The sequence below is a fragment of the Protofrankia sp. Cas8 genome, from assembly GCF_963555845.1.
Lineage (GTDB): Bacteria > Actinomycetota > Actinomycetes > Frankiales > Frankiaceae > Protofrankia.
In genome coordinates this window covers 15,581-16,942 of record NZ_CAUVXI010000117.1, presented here as the reverse complement: position 1 = coordinate 16,942, position 1,362 = coordinate 15,581, and the positions used below count along the sequence as shown (strand labels likewise).

The following is a 1,362-nucleotide window of genomic DNA, read 5'->3' as shown; positions in this document are numbered from 1 at the left end:
AGGTCGAATGGGGCGATCTTGAGGCGTTGGAGTTCGACCGGTTGCGTCGGCTTGTGGCGGAGTCGCATGGACGTGGCGACGCTGTGCTTGCAAGACTGTCGGATCTTGACATCGCCAAGGCTCTCGGTGTTGTGCGGAGTGACGGGGATACTGTCAGCGTGCTCGCTGGGGCGCTCCTGTTGTTCGGTCGGGAGGACGCATTACGCCGTTTCCTTCCTACGCACGAAGCGGCTTTCCAGGTCCTACGCGGTCTTGCCGTGGAGGTCAACGACTTCTTCCGGTGGCCGTTGTTTCGTTTGGCCGAGGAGATGCTGGCTCGCTTCAACGCGCGTAACACCGAGGAGGAGATCCAGTTTGGATTGCTCCGCGTCGCAGTCCCGACCTACTCGGCGGTGGCGTTCCGTGAGGCGCTCGCCAATGCATTGATCCACCGTGATTATACCGCGCGTGGTGCTGTTCATGTTCAGTGGAAGGATGACCAGCTTGAGATTTCCAATCCGGGTGGTTTCCCTTCTGGCGTCCGGTTGGATAATCTGCTCGTCGCCCCGCCGCATCCGCGTAATCCGCTACTTACCGATGCGTTCAAGCGGGCGGGTATCGTCGAGCGTACCGGCCGCGGCATCAATCGGATCTTTGAGGAGCAGTTGCGTTTCGGCCACAGCCCTCCTGACTACGGCCGGACGACCGATTCAGGCGTGGTGGCTGTACTTCCCGGCGGCCCGGCGGATCTTGCACTGACGCGGTATGTTCTGGAGCAGGATAGCGCCGGCCATCCGTTGAGGTTGTCGGATCTCCAGGTCGTCACAGAACTTCTCCATGACCGCCGTCTGAGTGCGGCTCAGGTGGCCGGTTTGTTGCAGACCAGCGAGGCCGAGACGCGCCGCCAGTTGTCCCGGATGGTCGAGCGTGGCCTTGTCGAGGCACGGGGCGAGGGCAGTGGGCGGACCTATCACCTAGCCGCGGCGGTGTATCGCGCCTTGCGGGAGTCGGCAGCGTACGTCCGGGTACGCGGATTTGAGCCGTTGCAGCAGGAGCAGATGGTGTTGAGTTATGTCGATGCTCATGGTCGTATCACTCGCGGTGATGTCGCCGATCTTTGCGCTCTGTCTCCGTCGCAGGCGACTCGGCTGTTGCAGCGTCTGGCTGACAAGGGCGAGCTTGTTCTGCTGGGAGCGAAGCGGGGTGCCTACTATGAGCGACCGTCGCATAACTAATGCGCAGGCAAGAGATCGCCTGTACCAAGTGGCATAACTAAGCAACATGCGTGCATTAGTGGCCGATCTGCAGCCTCCTTCACCGCATCCGTTGCTATAAAACGATCAGAAGCCCCGTACCGGTGATCCAGTACGGGGCTCTGACCTG

1 protein-coding gene is annotated in these 1,362 nt (G+C 61.1%); it reads left to right on the top strand.

Annotated elements, in window-relative coordinates; translation table 11 throughout:
- On the top strand, positions 1–1,214 hold a 1,214-nt coding region (locus U9977_RS16710), incomplete at its 5' end, for a DNA glycosylase AlkZ-like family protein (RefSeq protein WP_322750200.1).
- Positions 1,215–1,362: the final 148 nt, after the last annotated feature.